Here is a 4,968-nt window from a genome sequence, read left to right on the forward strand (position 1 = left end):
TCAGTGCGCCTCGTCCCAGTTCCTGCCGCTGCCGACCTCGACCAGCAGCGGCACCGACAGCTCGGCGGCGGCGCTCATGTGCGTGCGCACCTCCTTGCAGAAGGCTTCGAGCGCGGCCTCCTCGACCTCGAACACCAGTTCGTCGTGCACCTGCAGGATCATGCGCGCCGGCACGCCGGCCGCTTCGATCCAGCCGTCCACGGCGATCATCGCGCGCTTGATGATGTCGGCGGCCGTGCCCTGCATCGGCGCGTTGATCGCGGTGCGCTCGGCGGCGGCGCGGCGCGCGGGGTTCTTCGAGTTGATTTCGGGCAGGTACAGGCGCCGGCCGGACACGGTTTCGACGTAGCCGCGGGCGGCGGCCGAGCGGCGGGTTTCGTCCATGAAGGTCTTCACGCCCGGATAGCGCGCGAAGTAGCGGCTGACGTAGTCCTGCGCGGCGCCGCGTTCGATGCCGAGCTGGCGGGCGAGGCCGAAGGCGCTCATGCCGTAGATCAGCCCGAAGTTGATGGCCTTGGCGGCCCGGCGCTGGTCGGGCGCGACCTGCTCCAGCGTCAGGCCGAACACCTCGGCGGCGGTCGCCCGGTGGATGTCGTCGCCGCGCGCGAAGGCGGCGAGCAGCGCGGCGTCGCCGGACAGGTGCGCCATGATCCGCAGTTCGATCTGCGAATAGTCGGCGGCAACCACGCAGCAGCCCGGCTCGGCGATGAAGGCCGAGCGGATGCGCCGGCCGGCGTCGGTGCGCACCGGGATGTTCTGCAGGTTCGGGTCGGAGGACGACAGCCGGCCGGTGCTCGCGACCGCCTGGTGATAGCTGGTGTGCACGCGGCCGGTGACCGGGTTGACGAGTTCGGGCAGGCGGTCGGTGTAGGTGCCGCGCAGCTTGCTGAGCGAGCGGTGTTCGAGGATCACCTTCGGCAGCGCGTGGCCGTCCTCGGCGAGTTCGGCGAGCACTTCCTCGTCGGTCGAGGGCTGGCCGGTCGGGGTCTTCTTCTTCACCGGCAGCTGCTGGCGCTCGAACAGGATGCTCTGCAGCTGCTTCGGCGAGCCGAGGTTGAAGGGCTGGCCGGCGAGATCATGGGCCTCGCGTTCGAGTTCGAGCAGGCGCTGCGCGAACTCGGCGCTCATGCGCCGGAGCCCGGCGTGATCGATGCGCACGCCGCGCCGCTCCATGCGCGACAGCACCGGCACCAGCGGCATCTCGATGTCGCGGTAGATGCCCATCAGCGCCGGCACTTCGGCGAGCTTCGCCGACAGCGCCAGGTGCAGGCGCAGCGTCACGTCGGCGTCCTCGGCCGCGTAGGGGCCGGCGTTCTCGATCGGCACCTGCTCGAAGCCGATCTGCTTCGCGCCCCGGCCGGCAACGTCCTCGTACTTGATCGTCTTTTCATCGAGGTACAGCGCCGCCAGCGAGTCCATGTCGTGGCGCGTGGCGGTGGCATCGAGCACGTAGCTTTCGAGCATGGTGTCGTCGGCCAGCCCGGCGAGCGCGATGCCGTGGTTGGCGAGCACGTTGATGTCGAACTTCGCGTGCTGGCCGATCTTGCCCTTGTGCGGGTCTTCGAGCAGGGGCCTGAGGCGCGCCAGCACGCTGTCACGGTCGAGCTGATCCGGCGCACCGGGATAGACGTGCGCGAGCGGCACGTAGGCGGCGCGCTGCGGCTCGATCGCGAAGCTGACGCCGACGATGCGCGCGCGCATGTAGTCGAGCGCGTCGGTCTCGGTGTCGAACGCGAAGGCATCGGCGGCTTCGAGCCGGGCGAGCCAGCCGGCGAACGCGGCCTCGTCGAGCACGGTTTCGTAGTCGCGTGCCGGAGAAGGCACCGGGGCCGGCGCGGCTTCGGCGGCCGGGGCGCTGTCGGCGGCACCGGCAACCGGTTCGCCGGCAGCGTCGAGCTCCTTCAGCCAGGTGCGGAATTCCAGCCGCTCGTACAGCGTGCGCAGCGTGGCGCGATCGGGCGGCTGCGGGGCGAGGGCTTCGAGGCCGAACGGCAGCGGCACGTCGCAGCGGATGGTCGCGAGCTGCCGGGCCAGGTCGAGCTGCGCCAGATGCGCGCGCAGCGCCTCGCCGGCCTTGCCCTTGATGCCGTCGGCCCCGGCGACGAGCGCCGCGAGCGAGCCGTGCTCGGCGAGCCACTTCGCGGCCGTCTTCGGGCCGACGCCGGGCACGCCGGGGATGTTGTCGACCGAATCGCCCATCAGCGCCAGCAGATCGACGATGCCCGCCGGCGGCACGCCGAACTTGGCGATGACGCCGTCGTGATCGAGCACGGTTTCCTGGCCATCGCGCTTCATCGTGTCGAGCAGCGTGATGCGCGCATCGACGAGCTGCGCGAGGTCCTTGTCGCCGGTGGCGATGACGACGGACTCACCGGCCGCGGTGGCGGCGCGCGCCAGCGTGCCGATCACGTCATCGGCCTCGACGCCGGGCTCGCAGAGCAGCGGCAGGCCGAGTGCGCGTACCAGCGCGTGCAGCGGTTCGATCTGCGCGCGCAGCTCGTCGGGCATCGGCGGACGGTGGGCCTTGTAGGCGGGATAGATCGCGTCGCGGAAGGTCGGGCCGCTGGCGTCGAACACCACGGCGATGCGCGAGGGCGCGAGGCGCGTGACGAGGTTGCGCAGCATCGCGATGACGCCGCGCACGGCGCCGGTCGGCTCGCCGCGCGCCGTCGACAGCGGCGGCAGCGCATGGAAGGCGCGGTACAGATACGAGGAGCCATCGACGAGCAGTACGGTCATGGGCAGGAGGCTCGCGCGCAGCGGCATAAGCTGGAGTTGGAGGAAGCGGGCGCGGACTGCGCGCACGGCGGCCGGTCCGGCCGCACGGCGAAGCCTGACGCCCGACGAGATCAAAAACGAAAATCACCCCGGAGCAGCGCGATGTCCCCCGAGAACAAGCAGTCCCATCCCGGCATGGCGCCGGTCAACGACGCGCTGCTGACGCGCGAGTCGTGGAAGATCTTCCAGATCATGGCCGAGTTCGTGGAAGGCTTCGAGCGTCTGGCGCGCATCCGGCCCTCGGTCAGCATCTTCGGCTCGGCGCGCACGCAGCCCGGCCACCCGTACTACGTGCTCGCCGAGCAGATCGGCCTGCTGCTGTCGGACGCCGGCTTCTCGGTCGTCACCGGCGGCGGGCCGGGGATCATGGAGGCCGGCAACAAGGGCGCCTATGCCGGGCGTTCGCCGTCGATCGGCCTGAACATCCAGCTGCCGCACGAGCAGCTCGGCAACCCGTACCAGAACATCGCGCTGAGCTTCCGGCACTTCTTCTCGCGCAAGGTGATGTTCGTGAAGTACGCCTCGGCCTACGTCGTGCTGCCGGGCGGCTTCGGCACGCTCGACGAGATGGCCGAGATCATGACGCTGGTGCAGACCGGCAAGACCCGGCGCATCCCGATCATCCTCGTGCACAGCCCGTTCTGGTCGCCGCTGCTCGCGTGGTTTCGCGACACGCTGGTGCCCGAGGGCATGATCGATGGCGGTGATCTGGAACTGCTGCAACTTGTGGACGATCCGCAGCAGGTCGTCGATGTTATATTTTCCCACTACGAGAGCCGGGGCTTCGAACCTTCGGCCGAGGAGCAGGAAATCCTGCTCGACCTGTAGAATCCCACGCCCTTCCTTCCCGATCGCCAAGGATCAGAGATGATGCGCAGCCTGCTGCTGTCCGTTCTGCTGCTCGCCGCCGCCGGCCCGGTCGCGCTGGCCGCCGATGAACCCGCCCCGAAGCCGCCCGAGCTGAGCCCGCTGCCGGAAAGCGGCGTCGACGAACAGCCGGTGCCGGACGTGACCATCACGCGCCGTGCCGAGGACACCGTCGCCGAGTACCGCATCAACGGCCGGCTGTACATGATCAAGGTGACGCCGAAGAAGGGCCTGCCCTACTTCCTGATCGACAGCGACGGCGACGGCAACCTCGAAACCCGCCACAACGACCTCGATCCCGGCATCGCCATCCCGAGCTGGGTGCTGCTGCGCTGGTGAGCGCGCTACCCTGAGAGCCGATCCCGAGGCCCCGTCCGCGTACGGGGCCTCTTGCTGTCCAGCCGCCCGCAAAGTACCTGCCATGTCCGTCTACACCCCGGTCGATCGCGCCCAGCTCGAAACCTTCCTCCGCGACTACGACATCGGCGACTACGTCGCGCATCGCGGCATCAGCGAAGGCATCTCGAACACCAACTACTTCCTGACCACGACCCGCACCGAGGTCGTGCTGACGCTGTTCGAGCTGATCGGCTTCGAGGACGTGCCGTATTACCTCGACCTGATGGCCTGGCTCGCGGCCCGCGGCGTGCCGGGCGCGAACCCGGTCGCCGACCGTCAGGGGCATTACATGAAGCCGCTGGCCGGCAAGCCGGCGGCGCTGGTGCACAAGCTCGCCGGCGGCGGCCTGCACGGCACGCCGAGCCTCGCGCAGTGCCGCGAGATCGGCCGCGCGCTCGCGCAGCTGCATCTGGCCGGCGAGGGCTTCCCGCAACGGCGCGACAACGACCGCGGCCCGCGCTGGTGCCAGAGCGCCGCCGAGCGCGTGCTGCCGCTGCTCGATCGCGTCGAGGCGCATCTGCTGAACGACGAACTCGCGGCGCTGACCGAACACCCGCGCTCGCGCCTGCCGCAGGGCACGATCCACGCCGATCTGTTCCGCGACAACGCACTGTTCGACGGCGACCGGCTCTGCGGGCTGATCGACTTCTACTACGCCTGCACCGACGCGCTGGCCTTCGACGTGGCCGTCACCGTCAACGACTGGTGCACGCAGCCCGACGGCACGCTGGATCGCGAACGCGCCGCGGCGCTGTACGACGCCTATGCGGCGCTTCGGCCGTTCAGCGAAGCCGAACGGGCCGAATGGCCGCGCGTGCTGCGCGCCGCGGCGCTGCGCTTCTGGCTGTCGCGGCTGGTCGACAAGCTGTTCCCGACGCCCGGGGAACTCACGTTCATCAAGGACCCGGACGCCTTCAAGCACAT

General features: G+C 69.8%; 4 protein-coding genes. 3 read left to right on the forward strand and 1 reads right to left on the reverse strand.

Annotation, left to right across the window (positions count from 1 at the left end):
- Window positions 1-2,739: a DNA polymerase I gene (polA, locus tag PKE44_RS14975; protein ID WP_324552602.1), complete on the reverse strand. Its 2,739-nt coding sequence runs from the start codon at window positions 2,737-2,739 to the stop codon at window positions 1-3.
- 141 nt (window positions 2,740-2,880) lie between these two features.
- Between polA and PKE44_RS14980 the strand changes: the two genes are divergently transcribed.
- The 3 genes from PKE44_RS14980 to PKE44_RS14990 all read left to right on the forward strand — a co-directional run.
- The gene (locus PKE44_RS14980; RefSeq protein ID WP_324552604.1) at window positions 2,881-3,606 is read left to right on the forward strand and encodes a TIGR00730 family Rossman fold protein; all 726 of its coding nucleotides are present in this window, start codon (window positions 2,881-2,883) and stop codon (window positions 3,604-3,606) included.
- Between the two features lie 42 nt (window positions 3,607-3,648).
- Window positions 3,649-3,984: a DUF2782 domain-containing protein gene (locus PKE44_RS14985; protein WP_324552606.1), complete on the forward strand. Its 336-nt coding sequence runs from the start codon at window positions 3,649-3,651 to the stop codon at window positions 3,982-3,984.
- Between the two features lie 82 nt (window positions 3,985-4,066).
- A partial coding sequence (locus PKE44_RS14990; RefSeq protein WP_324552608.1) for a homoserine kinase occupies window positions 4,067-4,968 on the forward strand: 902 nt, incomplete at its 3' end.

This window comes from Plasticicumulans sp. (assembly GCF_035331805.1).
In the GTDB taxonomy this organism is placed as follows: domain Bacteria; phylum Pseudomonadota; class Gammaproteobacteria; order Competibacterales; family Competibacteraceae; genus Plasticicumulans.